The sequence below is a fragment of the Brevundimonas sp. genome (assembly GCF_046299595.1).
Classification (GTDB): domain Bacteria; phylum Pseudomonadota; class Alphaproteobacteria; order Caulobacterales; family Caulobacteraceae; genus Brevundimonas.
On record NZ_JBKBHQ010000002.1, the window covers coordinates 1 to 20,154 of the forward strand.

At 66.6% G+C, this 20,154-nt stretch carries 15 protein-coding genes; 7 read left to right on the forward strand and 8 right to left on the reverse strand.

What is annotated here, in order from left to right; translation table 11 throughout:
- The 4 genes from ACK4E3_RS11790 to rpsL form a co-directional block, all read right to left on the reverse strand.
- Positions 1 to 121 (reverse strand): GTP-binding protein (locus ACK4E3_RS11790; protein WP_293535829.1); only part of this gene is annotated, 121 nt, incomplete at its 3' end.
- Positions 122 to 235: 114 nt separating this feature from the next.
- Complete coding sequence (gene fusA, locus ACK4E3_RS11795) at positions 236 to 2,314, reverse strand: elongation factor G (protein WP_409701303.1); 2,079 nt, start codon at positions 2,312 to 2,314, stop codon at positions 236 to 238.
- Between the two features lie 118 nt (positions 2,315 to 2,432).
- Positions 2,433 to 2,906 carry a 30S ribosomal protein S7 gene (gene rpsG, locus ACK4E3_RS11800; RefSeq protein WP_409701306.1) on the reverse strand — a complete coding sequence of 158 codons (474 nt, stop codon included), beginning with the start codon at positions 2,904 to 2,906 and terminating at the stop codon, positions 2,433 to 2,435.
- An 80-nt stretch (positions 2,907 to 2,986) separates the two neighbouring features.
- On the reverse strand, positions 2,987 to 3,361 hold the full coding sequence (gene rpsL / locus ACK4E3_RS11805; protein WP_409701309.1) for a 30S ribosomal protein S12: 375 nt from the start codon (positions 3,359 to 3,361) through the stop codon (positions 2,987 to 2,989).
- Between the two features lie 417 nt (positions 3,362 to 3,778).
- Between rpsL and ACK4E3_RS11810 the strand changes: the two genes are divergently transcribed.
- From ACK4E3_RS11810 to ACK4E3_RS11825, 4 genes are all read left to right on the forward strand, one after another.
- Complete coding sequence (locus ACK4E3_RS11810; protein ID WP_409701312.1) at positions 3,779 to 5,392, forward strand: efflux RND transporter periplasmic adaptor subunit; 1,614 nt, start codon at positions 3,779 to 3,781, stop codon at positions 5,390 to 5,392.
- Positions 5,393 to 5,395: 3 nt separating this feature from the next.
- Positions 5,396 to 6,076: an ABC transporter ATP-binding protein gene (locus ACK4E3_RS11815; protein WP_409701315.1), complete on the forward strand. Its 681-nt coding sequence runs from the start codon at positions 5,396 to 5,398 to the stop codon at positions 6,074 to 6,076.
- A complete protein-coding gene (locus tag ACK4E3_RS11820; RefSeq protein WP_409701318.1) occupies positions 6,073 to 7,293 on the forward strand; it encodes an ABC transporter permease in 1,221 nt (406 codons plus the stop codon). Before ACK4E3_RS11815 ends, ACK4E3_RS11820 begins: the two co-directional genes overlap by 4 nt.
- Before the next feature lie 124 nt (positions 7,294 to 7,417).
- Positions 7,418 to 8,158 carry a hypothetical protein gene (locus tag ACK4E3_RS11825; protein WP_409701321.1) on the forward strand — a complete coding sequence of 247 codons (741 nt, stop codon included), beginning with the start codon at positions 7,418 to 7,420 and terminating at the stop codon, positions 8,156 to 8,158.
- An 83-nt stretch (positions 8,159 to 8,241) separates the two neighbouring features.
- Here ACK4E3_RS11825 and rpoC read toward each other — a convergent pair whose 3' ends face one another.
- The 3 genes from rpoC to ACK4E3_RS11840 form a co-directional block, all read right to left on the reverse strand.
- Positions 8,242 to 12,447 carry a DNA-directed RNA polymerase subunit beta' gene (rpoC, locus tag ACK4E3_RS11830; RefSeq protein ID WP_409701324.1) on the reverse strand — a complete coding sequence of 1,402 codons (4,206 nt, stop codon included), beginning with the start codon at positions 12,445 to 12,447 and terminating at the stop codon, positions 8,242 to 8,244.
- Positions 12,448 to 12,549: 102 nt separating this feature from the next.
- Entirely contained in the window at positions 12,550 to 16,629 is a 4,080-nt protein-coding gene (gene rpoB / locus ACK4E3_RS11835; protein ID WP_409701520.1) for a DNA-directed RNA polymerase subunit beta, read from the reverse strand.
- 325 nt (positions 16,630 to 16,954) lie between these two features.
- Entirely contained in the window at positions 16,955 to 17,305 is a 351-nt protein-coding gene (locus ACK4E3_RS11840) for a hypothetical protein (RefSeq protein ID WP_409701326.1), read from the reverse strand.
- Positions 17,306 to 17,409: 104 nt separating this feature from the next.
- On the opposite strand from ACK4E3_RS11840, the gene ACK4E3_RS11845 reads away from it, so the two are divergent.
- From ACK4E3_RS11845 to ACK4E3_RS11855, 3 genes are read left to right on the forward strand one after another with little or no spacing between them, the layout of a single operon-like run.
- A complete protein-coding gene (locus ACK4E3_RS11845) occupies positions 17,410 to 18,273 on the forward strand; it encodes a thymidylate synthase (protein WP_409701329.1) in 864 nt (287 codons plus the stop codon).
- Between the two features lie 9 nt (positions 18,274 to 18,282).
- Positions 18,283 to 18,582 carry a phosphoribosyl-ATP pyrophosphohydrolase gene (locus tag ACK4E3_RS11850; protein WP_409701332.1) on the forward strand — a complete coding sequence of 100 codons (300 nt, stop codon included), beginning with the start codon at positions 18,283 to 18,285 and terminating at the stop codon, positions 18,580 to 18,582.
- A complete protein-coding gene (locus ACK4E3_RS11855; RefSeq protein WP_409701335.1) occupies positions 18,579 to 19,121 on the forward strand; it encodes a dihydrofolate reductase in 543 nt (180 codons plus the stop codon). The genes ACK4E3_RS11850 and ACK4E3_RS11855 overlap by 4 nt, the downstream gene beginning before the upstream one ends.
- On the opposite strand, the gene ACK4E3_RS11860 is transcribed toward ACK4E3_RS11855, so the two are convergent.
- A complete protein-coding gene (locus ACK4E3_RS11860) occupies positions 19,087 to 20,145 on the reverse strand; it encodes an Mrp/NBP35 family ATP-binding protein (protein ID WP_409701338.1) in 1,059 nt (352 codons plus the stop codon). The two genes, ACK4E3_RS11855 and ACK4E3_RS11860, sit on opposite strands and share 35 nt — an antisense overlap.
- Between the last annotated feature and the right edge of the window lie 9 nt (positions 20,146 to 20,154).

A 20,154-nucleotide genomic window follows, 5' to 3' on the forward strand; every position in this document is an offset into this window, starting at 1 on the left:
CGCCAGACTTCGCCAGCGTCATCGTGATCGCCGCCGTCAGCGTCGTCTTGCCGTGGTCAACGTGACCAATCGTGCCGATGTTGCAGTGCGGCTTGTTCCGTTCAAACTTTTCCTTGGCCATTTTTCTCTAGCTCCAGCCCCAGAAGGGGGCGTCAGGGTTTCTGGGGTGAGATGCCCGGACCATGCGAGGCACGGACCGGGCGACATCAGGGGACTTTCCAGAGGTCGGAAAGCCTTACGCGTACTTCTTGATCACCTCGTCGGCGACGTGCTGCGGCACGCCTTCGTAGTGATCGTATTGCATGGTGAACTGGGCGCGGCCCTGGGACATGCCACGCAGGGTGTTCACATAGCCGAACATGTTGGCCAGCGGCACGAAGGCGTTGACCACCGTGGCATTGCCGCGGATGTCCTGACCCTGGATCATGCCCCGGCGACCGTTCAGGTCACCGATGACCGAACCGAGATATTCCTCGGGCGTGACCACTTCCACGGCCATGATCGGCTCGAGCAGCTTGGGCCCGCCCTTCTCGCGCAGTTCCTTGAACGCGGCACGCGCCGCGATCTCGAACGCCAGCACCGAGGAGTCCACGTCGTGGAAGGCGCCGTCGATCAGGGTCGCCTTGAAGTCGATCAGGGGGAAGCCGGCCAGCAGACCGTTTTCCTTGGCCGACTCGAGGCCCTTCTGGACACCGGGAATGTATTCCTTGGGCACCGCACCGCCGACGATGGCGGATTCGAACACGAAGCCCGAGCCGGGCTCACCGGGCTCGAACACCAGCTTGACGCGGGCGAACTGACCGGTGCCGCCGGTCTGCTTCTTGTGGGTGTAGTCGATCTCGGCCTTGCGGGTGATCGACTCGCGATAGGCCACCTGCGGCGCGCCGATGTTGGCCTCGACCTTGTAGGTGCGCTTGAGGATGTCGATCTTGATGTCGAGGTGCAGCTCGCCCATGCCCTTCAGGATCGTCTGGCCCGACTCGTGGTCGGTCGAGACGGTGAATGAAGGGTCTTCCGAGGCCAGCTTGGCCAGGGCCACGCCCAGCTTTTCCTGATCGGCCTTGGACTTGGGCTCCACGGCGATCTCGATCACCGGCGCGGGGAACTCCATGCGCTCCAGGATCACCGGCGACTTGATCGGATCGCACAGGGTATCGCCCGTGCGCGTGTCCTTCAGGCCGGCCAGGGCGACGATGTCACCGGCATAGGCTTCCTTGATGTCCTCGCGGTTGTTGGAGTGCATCAGCAGCATGCGCCCCACCCGCTCCTTCTTGTCGCGGGTCGAGTTCAGCAGGCCCATGCCCGTTTCCATCTTGCCCGAATAGATGCGGCAGAAGGTGATCGAGCCGACGAACGGGTCGTCCATGATCTTGAACGCCAGCACCGACAGGGGCTCGTCATCGGACGCCCTGCGCTCGACCTCGGCCTCGGTCTTGTAGTCGATGCCCTTGGTCGGCGGGATGTCCACCGGCGAGGGCAGATAGTCGACCACCGCGTCCAGAAGCGGCTGCACGCCCTTGTTCTTGAATGCCGAGCCGCACAGGATCGGATAGAAGGCTCCGGTCAGCACGGCCTTGCGGATGCACTTCTTGAGGGTCTCTTCGGACGGCTCGTTGCCCTCGAGATAGGCCTCCATGGCCTCGTCATCGAGTTCGACCGCGTTGTCGATCAGGTACTGGCGCGCCTCGTTGGCCTTGTCGACCAGATCGGCGGGGATTTCCTCGTCGCGGAAAGAAGCGCCCAGGCCATCGTTGTCCCAGACCACCGCCTTCATGCGGACCAGGTCGACCAGGCCCTTCAGGTTGGACTCCGAACCGATCGGCAGCTGGATCGGCACGGCCTTCACGCCCAGGCGGTCGCGGATCGACTCGACCGACTTGTCGAAGTCGGCACCGATCTTGTCCATCTTGTTGACGAAGATGATGCGCGGCACGTTGTACTTGTCGGCCTGACGCCAGACGGTTTCGGTCTGGGGCTCGACGCCCGCATTGCCGTCCAGCACCGTCACGGCACCGTCCAGCACGCGCAGGCTGCGCTCCACCTCGATGGTGAAGTCCACGTGGCCGGGCGTGTCGATGATGTTCAGGCGCTTGTCGTTCCAGAACGCGGTCGTGGCAGCCGAGGTGATGGTGATGCCACGCTCCTGCTCCTGCTCCATCCAGTCCATGGTGGCAGCGCCGTCGTGCACTTCGCCGATCTTGTGGCTCTTGCCGGTGTAGTAAAGGATCCGCTCGGTCGTCGTCGTCTTGCCCGCGTCGATGTGGGCCATGATGCCGAAGTTGCGGTAGTCCTCGATTTTATGGGTGCGGGGCATGGTCTAACTCGGATGTCCGAAGCGCCTGGAGACAGGCAAAGGGGAGGTCTTGCAAATACGCGGGCGGTCTAACGCAAACCGCCCGCGACTTAAAGGCTTTGACGGCGGGCGCCGCGGCTTACCAGCGATAGTGCGAGAAGGCGCGGTTGGCCTCGGCCATCTTGTGGGTGTCTTCGCGCTTCTTCACGGCCACGCCGCGGTTGTTGGAAGCGTCGAGCAGCTCTGCGGCCAGCTTTTCGGTCATGGTGTTCTCGCCGCGCGCGCGCGCAGCATTCACCAGCCAGCGGATCGCCAGGGCGCGGCGGCGGTCGGGGCGCACCTCGACTGGAACCTGATAGGTGGCACCACCGACGCGGCGCGAGCGCACTTCGACGGCCGGAGCCACGTTGTCGAGGGCGGCGTGGAAGGTGGCCAGCGGCTCCTGATCCTTCTTCTTCTCGGCGAGAATGTCGAAGGCGCCATAGACGATGTTCTCGGCCACGGCCTTCTTGCCCTCGTACATGACGTAATTCATGAACTTGGTGACGACCAGATCGCCGAACTTGGGATCGGGGAGAACTTCTCGCTTCTGGGCGCGGTGACGACGGGACATGGGTATCTCTTCTTCGTTGGGCTGGGCCCGGCCCCGGGACGACGCCGGAGCGGGCGATGTTCGCTATTGCGGGGTCAGGATCACTTCGGACGCTTGGCGCCGTACAGCGAGCGGCGCTGCTTGCGGTTCTTGACGCCCTGGGTGTCGAGCACACCGCGCAGGATGTGGTAGCGCACGCCGGGAAGGTCCTTCACGCGGCCGCCGCGGATCAGGACCACCGAGTGCTCCTGAAGGTTGTGACCCTCGCCGGGGATGTAGCACACCGCCTCGACGCCCGACTTGGCCAGGCGCACCTTGGCGACCTTACGAAGCGCCGAGTTCGGCTTCTTGGGGGTCGTGGTATAGACGCGCGTACAGACGCCGCGCTTCTGGGGGCATCCTTCCAGCGCGGGCACCTTGTTGCGCACGGGCTTAGGCTTGCGGGGCTTGCGGATAAGCTGGTTGATCGTAGGCATGGTTCTTTTCGTCTTCTGTCTCTTGGGGCGGGCGTGTGCCTTTCGGCCGGTGCGCCTGCGGTTCCTTCTTTTGGACCCTTGAGGGCCCGGGCTGTTTTGAAGACCCGTCGAGGCGTTGCGCAGACCGGTGTCATTGCAACAAAACGAGCCGGAACGCGCGCTAAGGACGCTCCGGCGGGCACAGCCCCTTGGGTCTTCGAATGTCTGCGAGATCAGCAAGCGGCGAACCGCCCATGCCTCGAAGTGCGCGCCCTTTACGCTCCATTGCCTGCAAGGTCAAGGCTTTCCCAGCGCCCGTCCAAGGGCGATAGTCGCACACCAGCGATACATAAAGCGCGCCCTGCACCGACGGATCGGGCACCTGTGGCACGTTCAAACGCTTAGAACCCTCACGCCCAACAAGAAGAAACAGCCGTCATGAAATTTCCGACCTTCGGTGCAAGGCCCGGCACGCCCCGGAACGCTGCCAAGATCAAACGTCCTCGCGGCCGCATGCTCTGGCTGGCACTGGGCGGGATCATCGTTGCACTGGTGGCCGTCTGGTTCTTCTTCCTTCGCGGCGGCGACGAGGCCGATCCCTATCGCACCGAGACCGTCTCGCGCGGCGACATCACCCAGTCCGTCTCGGCCTCGGGCACGCTGGGCGCGCTGGTTACGGTACAGGTCGGCTCACAGCTCTCGGGGCAGGTGACGCAGGTGCTGGTCGATTTCAACGACCGGGTACGCCGGGGACAGACGCTGGCCGTGCTCGATCCCCAGACCTACGATTCTCGTATCGAGCAGTCGCGCGCCCAGGTCGCCTCCTCCGCCGCCAGCGTCGCTCAGGCCGAGGCGAACGTGGCCCTGGCCCAGGCCGAATACGACCGCCAGCGCTTCCTGTTCGAGCGCCAGATCATCGCTCAGGCAGCCCTCGACACCGCCAGCGCCCAGCTTGCCACCGCCCGCGCCAGCTTGCAGAGCGCGCGCGCCAATGTCGCCCAGCAGCAGGCCGCCTTGCGTGCCAATCAGGTCGAGCGTGGCCGCACCGTCATCACCTCGCCCATCGACGGCGTGGTCATCGACCGTCAGATCGAGCCTGGTCAGACCGTGGCCTCGGGCCTCAATGTCGCGGTGCTGTTCACCGTGGCCGAGAGCCTTTCGCGCCTGAAGGCCGAGATCAGCGTCGACGAGGCCGACATCGGCCAGGTGCGTGAAGGCCAGGCGGTGCGCTTTACCGTTGATGCCTTCCCCAGCGACACCTTCACCGGCGTCGTCACCCAGGTCCGAAGCCTGCCGCGCACCGAGGCCAATGTGGTTGCCTACACCGTGGTGGTCGAGGCCGACAATCCGGGCGAGCGCCTGCTGCCGGGCATGACCGCCAATGCCGACATCATCCTGGAGCGCCGCGCCAATGTGCTGCGCGTGCCCTCGGCTGCGCTGCGCTTCACGCCCGCGAACATGCAGGCACCGCGCGGAGCGCGCGGCGCGGGCGGACCGCCCGGCTTCGGCGGGGCGCCCGGCGTGGGCGGCGGCGGCTTTGGCGGTGGCGGGGGCCGCCAGATGAACCGTCAGGGTCAGGGTGACATGAGCGTGCGCATCCTCGAGGAACTGCAGCTTGACGATGCCCAGCGCAATCAGGTGCGCCCCATTCTGGATCGCGCTGCGGCCCAGGCCCGCGCTAGCGGTGGGGGCGCAGGCGCAGGCGGACGCGGTCAGGGCGGTGCCCGGCGCGCGGCCATGGCGGCTGCTTTCAACGAGGCGTTTGACGAGATCCGGCCCCTGCTGCGCCCCGACCAGCAGGCCCGCCTAGAGACCGCACGGGCACGCTTTGCGGGCGGCGGCGGCCAGCGCGGCGTGGTCTGGGTGCTGCGCGATGGTCAGCCCGTGGCCGTGCCGGTCCAGATCGGCGCGTCGGACGGCAGCTTCACCGAGGTGCTGAGCGGCGAGCTGCGCGAGGGCGATCAGGTGATCGTGGGCGGTGGTCCGCGTCCCCCGGCCAGCATCCAGCAACAGGGCCGGGGCGGTCCTGGCGGTGTTCGGGTGAAGATGTAGGCCATGATCGAGATCGACACCCTCACCAAGACCTACATCATGGGCGAGGAGAAGGTCGCGGCCCTGGCCGGCGTCTCGCTGGGCATCGCGCGCGGCGAGCACGTTGCCATCGTCGGGCCTTCGGGCTCGGGCAAGTCCACCTTGATGAACATTCTGGGCGGCCTCGACCGGCCCACCTCGGGCACCTACAGCTTCGAGGGCGAGCCGGTGGCCCAGTTCAATGACGATGCGCTGGCCGATTTCCGCAACCGGCGCATCGGCTTCGTCTTCCAGAGCTTTCAGCTTCTGCCGCGCCTGAGCGCGGTCCAGAATGTCGAGCTGCCGATGATCTACGGGGGTGTGCCCGCCAGCGAGCGGCGCGAGCGCGCCGTGGCCCTGCTCGAGCGGGTCGGCCTTGGCAATCGCCTCGTCAACAAGCCGACCCAGATGTCAGGCGGTCAGCAGCAGCGCGTGGCCATCGCCCGCTCTCTGGCCAATCAGCCCGACCTGCTGCTCGCGGACGAGCCCACCGGCGCGCTCGATCAGGCCACGGGGCAGGAGGTGCTGGCCCTGTTCGACGAACTGAACAGCCAGGGCATCACCTTGTGCATCGTTACCCACGACCTCGAGGTGGCCGCGCGAGCGCGCCGCCGCATCACCTTCCGCGACGGCCTGATCATCTCTGACGAAGGATCGACCTCATGATCCGCGAACTGGTCCGCTTTGCCGTCGGCGCCATTCTGGCCCACCCCATGCGCAGCGCCCTGACCGCGCTGGGCGTGGTCATCGGCGTGGCCGCCGTGGTCATGATGACCTCCATCGGCCTTGGCGCACAGCAGCGCGTGACCCAGGCCATCGCGGGCCTCGGCACCAATATGCTGATCGTCACCCCCGGCACGGGTGGCGGACCCGGTTTTGCCCGGGGTGCGGCGGGCTCCAGAGCCAACCTCACCGATCGCGATGCCGAGGCCCTGCGCCAGATCGATGGTGTGGTGGCGGTCTCTCCTGCCGTGCGGGGCAACCAGCAGATCATTGCCGGAGGCACCAACTGGAACTCGCGCGTCGAGGGCGTGACGCCGGAATATCTGATCGCGCGCGACATGAGCATCGCCACCGGCCAGATGTTCGATGCGGGACAGGCGCGACAGACCGTTGCCGTGCTGGGCCAGACTGTTGCGCGGGAACTGTTCGGCGAACAGGATCCGGTCGGAGAGCGCATCCGGCTCGGGCGCGTGCCCTTCACCGTGGTCGGCGTGCTGGAAAGCAAGGGCCAGACCGGCGTGGGTCAGGATCAGGACGACATCGTGCTGGTACCCCTTCAGTCCGGTCGCTCGCGTCTGTTCGGCCGCCGCCTGCGCGGGGACGAGGTCCAGCAGATCTACGTCAAGGCGGCGGACGAGAACGTGCTCTATCGCGTCGAGGAGGACGTGAAGACCGTCATGCGCGTGCAGCACCGCCTGCAACCGGGCCAGGACGATGACTTTCAGGTCCAGAACATGGCCTCGATCCTGGAGGCGGCTGGCTCGGCCACCCAGACCTTCACCATCCTGCTGGCCGCCGTGGCAGGGGTGTCGCTGATCGTGGGCGGGGTGGGCATCATGAACATCATGCTGGTCAGCGTGACCGAGCGGACGCGCGAGATCGGCCTGCGCATGGCCGTGGGCGCGCGGCGCGGCGACATCCTCACCCAGTTCGCGCTGGAATCCATCGCCCTGTCGCTGGCGGGCGGCATCATCGGCCTGACGCTGGGCGTCGGCGGTGCCATGCTGATGTCGCATCTGGGCGACTGGCCGACCGCGATCCCGAGCTGGGCGGCGCCCGTCTCGCTGGGCTTTTCGGTGTTCGTGGGCGTGGTTTTCGGTGCCTATCCTGCATGGCGCGCCGCCCAGCTGGACCCAATCGAGGCGCTGCGGCGCGAGTAGAGCATCAGCTTCTCCCCGCACCGTGACTGTCCGCATTGTAATGATAGCAGGGCTGGTCGCTGCCATGGCCGTCCGCTAGGCTTCGCGCCGGCTGGGGAGCCGGGCGTTCGGGTGTGGGGCTTTCATGAGCGCACGCGCCTTGCACTATCTGAGACTGCGCCCGTCCCTCACCGGCGGACAGGTCAAGGCGATCGTGCTGGCGCTCTCGGTGCTTGTGCATGCGCTGGTGCTGGGCCTGTGGGCCGTGCGCACCCTGACCTTGCCCCCGGTGCCGCTCAGCCAGCCCACCCTCTATCTCGACATCATGCCGCGCGCGCCCGTCTCTGATCTGGTGGAGCGCGAGACACTCACGCCTCCGGCGGACGCCCGCAGCGCAGCTGTCAGCCGCAACGAGGCCGCGCCCGAGGTGGGCACCATCTTCGAGGAAAGGGCCCCGGCACTTCCCACCGAGACCCTGCCGCCGCCTGAACAGACCCGCCCTCCGGTCGCCACCGCTGATCGGGACGCGCGCATCCGCTGGGGTCTGAACAACCGCATGAACTGCAACCTGCCCGCCGCGCAGCAGACCACAGAGCAGCGCGAGGCCTGCGCCGCCTGGCTGGGCCGCGATCGCGATCAGGCCACGGTCATCACCGGATCGGGCAATGCCGCGCGCGATGCCGCCTTTGCCGAGCAGGGTGCGCGCAATCTGGCGCGTCACGAGGCCATGCGCGCAGCCCCCGCCGGATCGGTGGGCGTCAGCGGCGCATCGCCCGACTGCGTGGGCGGCAATCTTCGCGGCACCTGCGCGGGAGCTTATCTTCGTGACAGCTTCCAGCGCCCCGAGGAAAACTTCCGCTCCGGCGGGCGATCGGCTCCGCAGTAATCTGCCGAAGAATTCCGGGCGGCGCAGAAAAAAGGCGGCCCGCGCTGCGAGCCGCCTTTTCAGTTCACCTTGAAGGCAGCGCCCTATTCGGACGTCTGCTCGCCTTCCAGTTCCAGCGCCAGGTCGGCAGGCAGGGCCTCGACGGCATCCTCTCGCGCCTGGGTCAGCTCGGCATCGCGCTCGTTGGCGATGCGTTGCAGACCGCGCAGGAACGAGCCCGTGCCCGCCGGAATCAGGCGACCCACGATCACGTTCTCCTTCAGGCCCTCCAGAGTATCGATCTTGCCGTTGACCGAGGCATCGGTCAGCACGCGCGTCGTCTCCTGGAACGAGGCCGCAGAGATGAAGCTGCGGGTCTGCAAGCTGGCCTTGGTGATGCCGAGCAGGACCGGCTGGGTGACCGCAGGGCGACCGCCGCGCTTCTCGGCCTTGATGTTTTCGGCATCGACCTCGACCTTGTCGAGGTGGTCGCCCTTGATGAGACCGGTATCGCCCGGCTCGAGGATTTCCACCTTCTGCAGCATCTGGCGAACGATCACCTCGATGTGCTTGTCGTTGATCGGCACACCTTGCAGACGATAGACCTCCTGCACCTCGTTGACGAGGTACTCGGCCAGCGCCTCGACACCCTGAATGCGCAGCAGATCGTGCGGATCGGGGTTGCCGTCGATGATGTAGTCACCGCGCATGACCATGTCGCCGTCCTGAACCGAGATGTGCTTGCCCTTCGGAATCAGGAACTCGACCGCCTCGGCCTGATTGCCGTCGGCATCGGGCTCGGGCGTGATCTTGATGCGGCGCTTGTTCTTGTAGTCGCGGCCGAATTCGACGCGGCCGTCCATCTCGGCGATGACCGCACAGTCCTTGGGCCTGCGGGCCTCGAACAGCTCCGCCACCCTCGGCAGACCGCCGGTGATGTCGCGGGTCTTGGCCCCTTCGGTCGGCAGACGCGCCAGCACGTCGCCGGGCTTGACCTCATCGCCGTCGCCCACCGACAGGATCGCGCCGACCGGCAGCAGGTAGCGCGCATCCGAGCCCGAGGCGAGCTTGAGATAAGCCCCGTCCTGACCGGCCAGGCCCATGGCCGGACGCAGGTCCGCGCCGCGCGGGCTGGCACGCCAGTCGCTGATGACGCGCTGGGCGATGCCGGTGGCCTCGTCCGTTTCCTCGCGCACCGACAGGCCGTCCACGATGTCCTCGAAGCGGACCTTGCCGCCCACTTCGGTCAGGATCGGGGCGGTGTAGGGATCCCACTCGGCCAGGCGCTGGCCCTTGGTGACTTCCTGACCGTCCTTGACGCGCAGGCGCGCACCATACGGCACCTTGTAGGACTCGCGGTCCTTGCCATCGACCACTACGGTGATCTGCAGGTTGCGGCTCATGGCCACCAGATCGCCGTGGGCGGCCTTGACCGTGGGGCCGGTGATGCGGATCGCACCCGCATTGGTCGCCTCGTAGAAGGACTGCTCGGCCACCTGAGCGGTGCCGCCGATGTGGAAGGTCCGCATGGTCAGCTGGGTGCCCGGCTCACCGATGGACTGGGCGGCGATCACGCCGACGGCCTCACCGATGTTCACATGGGTGCCGCGCGCCAGATCACGGCCATAGCAGCTGGCGCACACGCCCGTCTCGCTCTCGCAGGTGAGGACCGAGCGCACCTTGACCGACGAGACACCCGCGGCCTCGATCTGCTCGATGACGTTCTCGTCGCAATAGGTGTCGGCGGGCACGACGACATCGTTGGTGCCGGGCTCCTTGACGTCCTCGGCCGTGTAGCGGCCCAGGATGCGCTGGCCGAGGCTGACCAGAACGTCACCGCCCTCCACGACAGCACGCAGGGTGATGCCGCGCGTGGTGCCACAGTCCAGTTCGGTGATGATCGAGTCCTGCGCCACGTCCACCAGACGGCGGGTCAGATAACCCGAGTTGGCAGTCTTGAGCGCGGTGTCGGCTAGGCCCTTGCGCGCGCCGTGGGTCGAGTTGAAGTACTCGAGCACGGTCAGGCCTTCCTTGAAGTTCGACACGATCGGCGTCTCGATGATCTCGCCCGAGGGCTTGGCCATCAGGCCGCGCATACCGCCGAGCTGCTTCATCTGGGCCTGGGAGCCACGGGCGCCGGAGTTGGCCATCATGTAGATGGAGTTGATCTCGGCCTCGCGACCGTCCTTGCCGGCCTTCTTCTGGGCGATCTCGGCCATCATCTCGTCGGCGACGCGATCGGTCGCCTTGGCCCACGCGTCGACCACCTTGTTGTACTTCTCGCCCTTGGTGATCAGACCGTCGGCATACTGCTGCTCGTATTCCTCGACCAGTCGGCGCGTTTCCTCGACGATCGGCGTCTTCTTGGCGGGGATGACGATGTCGTCCTTGCCGAAGCTGATGCCCGCCTTGGCGGCCTCGCGGAAGCCCAGGCCCATCATCTGGTCGGCAAAGATCACCGTCGCCTTCTGGCCGCAGTGGCGATAGACCACGTCGATCAGATTACCGATTTCCTTCTTGGTCAGGTTCTTCTCGATCAGCTTGTGGCCGATGGCCGGATGACGCGGCAGCAGAGCGCCGATCTTCATGCGACCGGGCGTGGAGTCGATCACGCGGGTGACCGTCTCGCCGCTGTCGTCCATCTCGGTCCAGCGGGCCTTGATCCTGGTGTGCAGGCTGACCACGCCGGCATCGAGCGCTGCATCGATCTCGCCCATGTTGGCGAACAGCTTGCCCTCACCGGGCTCGCCGTCCTTGACCAGCGACAGGTAGTAGAGACCCAGCACGATGTCCTGCGAGGGCACGATGATCGGGCGGCCGTTGGCGGGGCTGAGGATGTTGTTGGTCGACATCATCAGCACGCGCGCCTCAAGCTGGGCTTCCAGCGAGAGCGGAACGTGCACGGCCATCTGGTCGCCGTCGAAGTCGGCGTTGAAGGCGGCGCAGACCAGCGGGTGAAGCTGGATCGCCTTGCCCTCGATCAGCTTGGGCTCGAACGCCTGGATGCCGAGGCGGTGCAGGGTCGGCGCGCGGTTAAGCAGAACCGGATGCTCGCGGATCACCTCGTCGAGGATGTCCCACACCTGCGGCTGCTCGCGCTCGACCATGCGCTTGGACTGCTTGACGGTGCCCGACAGGCCCTTGGCGTCGAGGCGCGCATAGATGAAGGGCTTGAACAGCTCCAGCGCCATCTTCTTGGGCAGGCCGCACTCGTGCAGCTTCAGCTCGGGACCGACCACGATCACCGAGCGGCCGGAATAGTCGACGCGCTTGCCGAGCAGGTTCTGGCGGAAGCGGCCCTGCTTGCCCTTGAGCATGTCGGCCAGCGACTTCAGCGGGCGCTTGTTGGTGCCGGTGATGACCCGGCCGCGGCGGCCGTTGTCGAACAGGGCGTCGACCGACTCCTGCAGCATCCGCTTTTCGTTGCGGATGATGATGTCAGGCGCGCGCAGCTCCATCAGGCGCTTGAGGCGGTTGTTCCGGTTGATGACGCGGCGATAGAGGTCGTTCAGGTCCGAGGTGGCGAAGCGGCCACCGTCCAGCGGCACCAGCGGGCGCAGCTCGGGCGGGATCACCGGCACGACGGTCAGGATCATCCACTCGGGCTTGTTGCCCGACTCGATGAAGGCTTCCATCAGCTTGAGGCGCTTGGACGCCTTCTTGGCCTTCATTTCCGAGGGGCTGTCGGCCAGCTCGGCGCGATGCTTCTCGGCCTCGGCGTGCAGGTCGATGGCCATGAGCAGGTTGCGCACGGCCTCGGCACCGATCTCGGCGGTAAAGCCGTCATCGCCGAACTCTTCCTGGAAGCGGTAGTACTCGTCCTCGGTCAGCAGCTGACCCTGCTTCAGCGAAGTCAGGCCCGGCTCGGTGACGATGTAGTTCTCGAAGTAGAGCACGCGCTCCACGTCCTTGAGCGCCATGTCGAGCATCAGCGAGATGCGCGAGGGCAGCGACTTCAGGAACCAGATGTGCGCGACCGGCGCGGCCAGCTCGATGTGGCCCATGCGCTCGCGGCGAACGCGCGCCAGGGTGACTTCGACACCGCACTTCTCGCAGATGATGCCCTTGAACTTCATCCGCTTGTACTTGCCGCACAGGCACTCGTAGTCCTTGGTCGGACCGAAGATGCGCGCACAGAACAGGCCGTCACGCTCGGGCTTGAACGTGCGGTAGTTGATGGTCTCGGGCTTCTTGATCTCGCCGAACGACCACGAGCGGATCTTTTCGGGCGAGGCCAGGGCGATGCGGATCTGGTCGAAGGTCGGCGTGACCGGGACCGGGTTGAAGATGTTCAGGACTTCCTGGTTCATCTTGGTTCCTCAATGCGGGACGTCCCCCGCGAAAATCATGAAAGAGCTGGGCTGGGGCGGCTGCGCCCTCCCCCGCGCGGGCGGGAGAGGGCGGACTTCGCGTCAGCTGTTCTCCAGCTCCACGTTCAGGCCCAGCGAGCGCATCTCCTTGACGAGCACGTTGAAGCTCTCGGGAATGCCGGCCTCGAAGCTGTCGTCACCGCGGACGATGGCTTCATAGACCTTGGTGCGCCCGGCCACGTCGTCGGACTTCACCGTCAGCATTTCCTGCAGGGTGTATGCGGCGCCATAGGCTTCCAGGGCCCAGACCTCCATCTCGCCGAAGCGCTGGCCGCCGAACTGCGCCTTGCCGCCCAGCGGCTGCTGGGTCACGAGCGAGTACGGGCCGATGGAGCGGGCGTGGATCTTGTCGTCGACCAGGTGGTGCAGCTTCAGCATGTAGATGTAGCCCACCGTGACCGGACGCTTGAAGCGCTCTCCGGTCTGACCGTCATACAGGATCGACTGACCCGAACGCTCCAGTCCAGCATCCTCGAGCAGGCGCTCGATGTCGGCGATGTGCGCCCCGTCGAACACGGGCGTGGCGAACGGCACACCCTTGCTGAGGTTGCGTGCCAGCTCGAGCAGTTCGTCCTCGCTCTCCGGCAGGGGCGTGTCCTTGCCGTAGATGTCGGTGAGCCGCTCGATCAGGGCCTTCTTCTGCCCGCCGTTCTGCCAGTCTTCCATGAGCTGGTTGATCTGGCGGCCCAGGCCGGCTGCGGCCCAGCCGAGGTGGGTCTCGAAGATCTGGCCCACGTTCATGCGCGAGGGCACGCCCAGCGGGTTCAGCACGATGTCCACATTGGTGCCGTCCTCGAGGTGCGGCATGTCCTCGATCGGCAGGATCTTGGAGATGACACCCTTGTTGCCGTGACGGCCGGCCATCTTGTCGCCGGGCTGCAGCTTGCGCTTCACGGCCACGAACACCTTGACCATCTTCATGACGCCGGGGGGCATCTCGTCGCCGCGCTGGAGCTTCTCGACCTTGTCCTCGAAGCGACGGTCCAGCGCCTTGCGGGCGTCTTCGAACTGGCGCTTCATGGCCTCCAGCTCGCCCATGGCCTTCTCGTCGTCCAGCGCGATCTGCCACCACAGGCCACGGCTGATTTCCGAAAGCTTCTCGGCGCTGATCTGGCCACGGCCCAGACCCTTCGGGCCCGAGGTGGCGTTCTTGCCGACCAGCAGGGTGTTGAGACGCCCGTAGACGTTGCGCTCAAGGATCGCCAGCTCGTCGTCGCGGTCCTTGCCGAGGCGCTCGATCTCGGCGCGTTCGATGGCCAGGGCGCGCTCGTCCTTGTCGACGCCGTGACGGTTGAACACGCGCACCTCGACCACCGTGCCCGACACGCCCGGCGGCAGGCGCAGCGAGGTGTCGCGCACGTCCGACGCCTTCTCGCCGAAGATGGCGCGCAGCAGCTTCTCTTCCGGCGTCATGGGGCTTTCGCCCTTGGGCGTGACCTTGCCCACCAGAATGTCACCGGGGTGAACCTCGGCGCCGATGGCCACGATGCCCGCCTCGTCGAGGTTGCGCAGGGCCTCCTCGCCGACGTTGGGGATGTCGCGAGTGATTTCCTCCGGCCCCAGCTTGGTGTCGCGGGCCATGACCTCGAACTCGTCGATGTGGATCGAGGTGAACACGTCGTCGCGCACGATGCGCTCGGAGATCAGGATCGAGTCCTCGAAGTTGTAGCCGTTCCAGGGCATGAACGCGACCAGCACGTTGCGGCCCAGAGCCAGCTCGCCAAGGTCGGTCGAGGGGCCGTCGGCGATCACGTCGCCGGCCTTGACCTTGTCGCCCACGCGCACCAGCGGACGCTGGTTGATGCAGGTCGACTGGTTCGAGCGCTGGAACTTGGACAGACGGAAGATGTCCACGCCGGGCTTGTTCGGATCGGTCTCGTTGGTGGCTCGAACCACGATGCGCGTGCCGTCGATCTGCTCGACCACACCGTCGCGGCGCGCCACGACCACGGCACCGGAGTCGCGCGCCACGACCGCTTCCATGCCCGTGCCCACGAGGGGCGCGTCGGCCTGGACCAGGGGCACGGCCTGACGCTGCATGTTCGAGCCCATCAGCGCGCGGTTGGCGTCGTCGTTCTCAAGGAAGGGGATCAGGGCCGCGGCCACCGACACCACCTGCTTGGGGCTGACGTCCATGAAGTCGACCTGCTCCTTGGGTGCCAGCGTCACATCGCCGTTGATGCGCACCTGAACCAGGTCGTCCTGAATCTCGCCCTTGGCGCTGAGGCCGATGTTGGCCTGGGCGATGACGTGCTTGGCCTCCTCCATCGCCGACATATAGACCACTTCCTCGGCGGCCTTGCTGTCGGAGACGCGGCGATACGGGCTCTCGATGAAGCCGTACTTGTTGACCCGCGCGTGGGTGGCCAGAGAGTTGATCAGGCCGATGTTCGGGCCTTCGGGCGTCTCGATCGGGCAGATGCGGCCATAGTGCGTCGGGTGCACGTCGCGCACCTCGAAGCCGGCGCGCTCGCGCGTCAGACCGCCCGGACCAAGGGCCGACAGGCGGCGCTTGTGGGTGATCTCGGACAGCGGATTGGTCTGGTCCATGAACTGCGACAGCTGCGAGCTGCCGAAGAACTCGCGCACCGCCGCCGCCGCAGGCTTGGCGTTGATCAGGTCGTGGGGCATGACCGTGTCGATGTCGACGCTGGACATGCGCTCCTTGATGGCGCGCTCCATGCGCAGCAGGCCGACGCGGTACTGGTTTTCCAGCAGCTCGCCCACCGAACGCACCCGGCGGTTGCCCAGGTTGTCGATGTCGTCGATCTCGCCGCGACCATCGCGCAGGCCGACCAGAATCTTCAGAACCTCGAGGATGTCTTCCTTGCGAAGCACGCGGATCTCGTCGGACACGTCCTGCTCGAGGCGCATGTTCATCTTCACGCGGCCCACCGCCGACAGGTCATAGCGGTCGGCATCGAAGAACAGCGACTGGAACATGGCCTCGGCGGCCTCGGGCGTGGGCGGCTCGCCGGGGCGCATGACGCGATAGATGTCGAACAGGGCGTCTTCGCGGTTGGTGTTCTTGTCCACGCGCAGGGTGTTGCGCATGTAGGCGCCCACGGTCACATGGTCGATGTCGAGCACGTCGATGGTGGTGAAGCCCTGGGCCTCCAGCGCCTCGATCAGGGCAGCATCCAGCTCGTCACCGGCTTCGGCATAGATCTCGCCGGTCTGCATGTTGACCGCATCGGCAGCCAGATAGCGGCCCACCAGAGCATCAGGCGCCAGCGACAGCGACCTGACGCTCTCGCCCAGCTTCTTGGCGGCGCGCGCACTGATCTTCTGTCCGGCCTGGGCCACGACCTCGCCGGTATCGGCATCGACCAGATCGAACTCGGGCTTCACACCGCGCCAGCGCTCGGGCTTGTAGGGCGTGACCCAGCCGTCCTTGCGCTTTTCGTAAGGCACCGAGTCATAGAAGGTGCGCAGGATTTCCTCGCCATCCATGCCCAGCGCCATCAGGAAGGTGCTGGCAGGCAGCTTGCGGCGGCGGTCGATGCGGACATAGACGATGTCCTTGGCGTCGAACTCGAAGTCCAGCCACGAGCCGCGATAGGGGATGACGCGCGCGGCGAACAGAAGCTTGCCCGACGCATGGGTCTTGCCGCGGTCGTGATCGAAGAACACGCCCGGCGAGCGGTGCATCTGCGAGACGATCACCCGCTCGGTGCCGTTGACGACGAAGGTGCCCTTGTCGGTCATGAGCGGAATGTCGCCCATGTAGACGTCCTGCTCCTTGATGTCCTTGACCGAGCGCGCACCGGTCTCCTCGTCGATCTCGAACACGATCAGGCGCAGCGTCACCTTCAGCGGCGCCGCATAGGTCATGTCGCGCTGGACGCACTCCTCGACGTCGTACTTGGGCGGCTCGAACTCGTAGGACACATATTCGAGCACCGAGCGCTCGTTGAAGTCCTTGATCGGGAAGACCGAGCGGAACACCGCCTCGATGCCTTCGATCCGGCGGTCCGCCGCGCGGACCTCACGCTGAAGAAACTGTTCGTAGGAGCTGCGCTGAACCTCGATGAGGTTCGGCATCTGCACCGCCTCGGGGATGCGCCCGAAGGATTTGCGGATGCGCTTCTTGCCCGTGAAGGAGTCGTGGCCATTCAGCATGAGGCCGTTCGATTGAGCCATTTTGCGTTCCCAATGCGCGAAGGCCGCCCGTGTGCGACCCCGCAGTGTCCAATGCACATGACGGCGCGCAGACGCTGGCCGCGTCCGTCACGCCGTGATCGACTTGGCATCCACCCTCGGGCGAAACGCCCAGGACACCTGATTTTTGAAAGCTCCCTTGGGCAGGAGCGCACCTTCGCATCGTCGGGGGCGGACGGGCCTCGGTGCCGGTCCGGGCGCTTTCGCAGGCCCGGACGAAGGCGTGCTTATATACCCTTTTCGGGCGAAATAAAGACCCCGGCGCCGCTAATCGTTGGCCCGTCGGTCAGGGCGCGCCTGCATCATGCTCGTAGCGGCTGATGGCCGAGCGGGCGCGGCTGCGCGCGATGCCCGGATGGCTGCGGCGCAGGGCCTCTACAGCCGACTTCCTGTCGCCGCGCGCCAGGTGATGGCGGACCCGCCCCGGCATGCGGTGGGCGATGCGCTCCACGTCATAGGCGACGCCGAAAGGTGCCCAGCGCTCGAAGCGGCGCGCGCGCGGCACCGTGTTGTCGGCCCGGATCAGCCTCCGCCTGCGCCCGCCGGGCCGCTCGGGGTCGAGGTTTTGCGAATACATCCAAAGAAGCGCCAGCGCAGCGAGGCAGGTCAAGGCAATGGTCATCATGAGGGGCGACACGGCGCTCCTCCATCCACAGGACAGCGAACTGGCTTGTGCATAGCTAACCCTCACAGGCCAACGAGGTTGCCCGGTCGCGGCGCGAATCAGGCAAGCTGATGGTCATGAGCGCCCTCGCCACCCCCCTGCTGTCGTCCGCGCCCGCCTCCGTGGCGAGCCCACAGGCGGAGCATCCCGAGTGGCAGTATCTGAACCTGCTGCGGGACATTCTCGACAACGGCGCGCGTCGCTCGGACCGCACCGGCACGGGCACGCTGGGCGTGTTCGGCCGCCAGATGCGCTTTGACCTCTCGCAGGGCTTTCCGCTGCTGACCACCAAGAAGCTGCACCTGCGCTCGATCATCGTGGAGCTTCTGTGGTTCCTGCGCGGCGAGACCAACATCGGCTGGCTGCGCGACAACGGCGTCAGCATCTGGGACGAGTGGGCCGATGCCCAGGGCGAGCTTGGCCCCGTCTATGGCAAGCAGTGGCGCTCGTGGAGCGCGCCGGACGGGCGCGTGATCGACCAGATCACCCGCGTGGTCGAGAGCATCCGCACCAATCCCGACAGCCGCCGCCACATCGTCACCGCCTGGAACCCGGCCGATGTGGACGACATGGCCCTGCCGCCGTGCCACTGTCTGTTCCAGTTCTTCGTGGCGGACGGGAAGCTGAGCTGCCAGCTCTATCAGCGCAGCGCCGACGTGTTTCTGGGCGTGCCCTTCAACATCGCCTCCTATGCCCTGCTGACGCACATGATGGCGCAGGTGACGGGCCTTGAGCCCGGCGAGTTCGTGCACACCTTCGGCGATGCGCACCTTTATCTGAACCACATCGAGCAGGCGCAGACCCAGCTCTCGCGCCAGCCGCGCGCCCTGCCCCGCATCAGCATCGCCCCGCGCGACGACCTGTTCGCCTTCGCCCGCGAGGACTTCGTTCTGGAAGGCTATGAGCCGTGGCCGCACATCAAGGCCCCGGTGGCGGTGTAAGCGCTCGTCATGACGCTGTCCCAGCTTTCCGCCGCCGTGCTTGAAGTCTCCGACATCTATGCCGCCAGGTACGGCATCAATCGCGACCGGGACTGGGCGCTGCTGAAGATGCAGGAGGAGCTGGGCGAGCTGACCGCCGAGCACCTGCGGCTGTCGGCGAGGGCACGCGGCGAGGGCGACCCTGCGGCCCTGGCGCGCGAGGCGGCGGACGTGCTGGGCATGCTGCTGATCTATTGCGATCACGCGGGCATCGATCTTGAGGCTGCCATGGCCGAAAAGTGGCTCAAATGGCTGGAGCCCGCACGGTGAGCAGCCTCGCCCCTGCCCTTCCGCGTCTGGTGCTGGTGGTGGCGCGCGCTAAAAACGGCGTGATCGGGCGCAACGGCGACCTGCCGTGGCGCCTGCGCAGCGACCTTCAGCGCTTCAAGCAGATCACCATCGGCAAACCCTGCATCATGGGCCGCAAGACCTGGGACAGCCTGAACCTGCGCCCCCTGCCCGGCCGGCTGAACGTGGTGCTGAGCCGCGACGAGACCTGCGCTCCCAAGGGGGCTCTGGTGTGCCGCACCTTTGCCGAGGCACTGGGCATCGCGCGCGATCAGGCCCGCGACGACGGCGTTGACGAGGTTTGCGTGATCGGCGGCACCGCCCTGTTTGCTTCAGCCCTGCCCAAGGCGCAGCGGCTCTACATCACCGAGGTGGAGGCCGAGGTCGAAGGCGACGCCCTGTTTCCCGCCTTCGATGAAGCCGCCTTCGAGGAGGTGGCGCGCGAGCACCACGGCCCCGGCGAGAAGGACGATCACGCCTTCACCTTCAGGGTGCTGGAGCGGCGCGCACGGCCTTTGTGATCGGATCGAAGGCCGCGGCGATGGCCTCATCGCTCATCACCACCGGAACACCCGAATCGCCCGCAAGACGCACCGTGGCATCCAGCGGCAGCGATCCCAGGAACGGCACGCCGAGGCGCTGCGCCTCCTCGCGCGCGCCGCCCTCGCCGAACACCGGCCCGCTCATGTTCTCGACCAGACCGAGGGTCGGCACGCCAATCTTCTCGAACAGGGTATGGGCGCGGCGCGCGTCCGCCAGCGCCACCTCCTGCGGGGTCGAGACGATCACCACGCCGTCCAGCGGCGTCTTCTGGATCAAGGTGAGCTGCACATCGCCCGTGCCCGGCGGAAGATCGACGATCAGCACATCGAGCGGCTCGCGCTCGCTGCCCCAGCGCGTCTGGGTCAGCATCTGGGTCAGGGCCTGGCTGGCCATGGGGCCGCGCCAGATCATCGCATCGCGCGCCTTCATCAGCAGGCCCACCGACATGGCCAACATGCCGTGGGCGCGATGCGGCACCAGCGCGCCATCGACATAATCCGGGGCGCCGGACAAACCCAGCATGGTCGGCACGCTGGGACCGTGTACATCCGCGTCCAGCAGGCCCGTGCGCAGGCCCTCGCGCGCAAGGCTGGCCGCCAGATTGACCGCCACCGTCGACTTGCCCACGCCGCCCTTGCCGCTGGCCACCGCGATCACGCGCCGGACGTGGGCGGGACGGGCCTCGGGACGCGGCGCTGCCTTGCGGTCCTGATCGCGGGCGGCGGGCGAGAGCGACGCCTTGCGCGCGCGCGCCTGCGGCTGCTCGACCGTCAGCACCACCGAGACCCGCTCCATGCCCGCCATGGCCCGCAAGGCGTGCTCCGCGGCATCGCGCACCGGGGCATAGAGCGTCGCCTGATCGGGCCTTACCTCCATGACGAACCCGGCGCGGCTCTCGGCGACCACCAGCCCCAGCACCTTGCCCGACGCGTGCAGGCCCCGGCCCGTCTCAGGGTCGGTGATCTGATCGAGGGTTTCGATGACCGCGTCCAGGCTGGGCAAGGGCGGGCT

Coding starts and splice junctions, on each gene's coding strand:
- fusA (WP_409701303.1), bottom strand. CDS start 2,314: ATGCCCCGCACCCATAAAATCGAGGACTACCGCAACTTCGGCATCATG.
- rpsG (WP_409701306.1), bottom strand. CDS start 2,906: ATGTCCCGTCGTCACCGCGCCCAGAAGCGAGAAGTTCTCCCCGATCCC.
- rpsL (WP_409701309.1), bottom strand. CDS start 3,361: ATGCCTACGATCAACCAGCTTATCCGCAAGCCCCGCAAGCCTAAGCCC.
- ACK4E3_RS11810 (WP_409701312.1), top strand. CDS start 3,779: ATGAAATTTCCGACCTTCGGTGCAAGGCCCGGCACGCCCCGGAACGCT.
- ACK4E3_RS11815 (WP_409701315.1), top strand. CDS start 5,396: ATGATCGAGATCGACACCCTCACCAAGACCTACATCATGGGCGAGGAG.
- ACK4E3_RS11820 (WP_409701318.1), top strand. CDS start 6,073: ATGATCCGCGAACTGGTCCGCTTTGCCGTCGGCGCCATTCTGGCCCAC.
- ACK4E3_RS11825 (WP_409701321.1), top strand. CDS start 7,418: ATGAGCGCACGCGCCTTGCACTATCTGAGACTGCGCCCGTCCCTCACC.
- rpoC (WP_409701324.1), bottom strand. CDS start 12,447: ATGAACCAGGAAGTCCTGAACATCTTCAACCCGGTCCCGGTCACGCCG.
- rpoB (WP_409701520.1), bottom strand. CDS start 16,629: ATGCTGAATGGCCACGACTCCTTCACGGGCAAGAAGCGCATCCGCAAA.
- ACK4E3_RS11845 (WP_409701329.1), top strand. CDS start 17,410: ATGAGCGCCCTCGCCACCCCCCTGCTGTCGTCCGCGCCCGCCTCCGTG.
- ACK4E3_RS11850 (WP_409701332.1), top strand. CDS start 18,283: ATGACGCTGTCCCAGCTTTCCGCCGCCGTGCTTGAAGTCTCCGACATC.